A 262-nucleotide genomic window follows, 5' to 3' on the forward strand; every position below is an offset into this window, starting at 1 on the left:
ATCACATTGATAATGGCTTATTTTATTATTTATCCTCCTTCTTTAAGTTTTTCTATAATTCAATTATAGGACTTATAAGTCCTATAATCAACTACTTTTTGTTTTTTTATTTCGTATTTTTTCGACAAATTAAAAAAGCTATGTATATACATAGCTCCATACCCGTTATTTCACAACAATTTTTACTTTTGCTCCGTTTGGTAATTTCTCAACTTTATTACCTATATATGAACCAGCACCGCGATTATCAGCTGGTTTTATA

1 pseudogene is annotated in these 262 nt (G+C 27.5%); it reads right to left on the reverse strand.

Features of this window, described 5'->3' with window-relative positions:
- Window positions 1-165 precede the first annotated feature (165 nt).
- A pseudogene (locus RT27_RS35560) lies at window positions 166-262 on the reverse strand (sporulation protein); the annotation flags it as partial.

It is taken from the genome of Bacillus sp. L_1B0_5 (assembly GCF_000836715.1).
Taxonomy (GTDB): Bacteria; Bacillota; Bacilli; order Bacillales; family Bacillaceae_G; genus Bacillus_A; species Bacillus_A thuringiensis_S.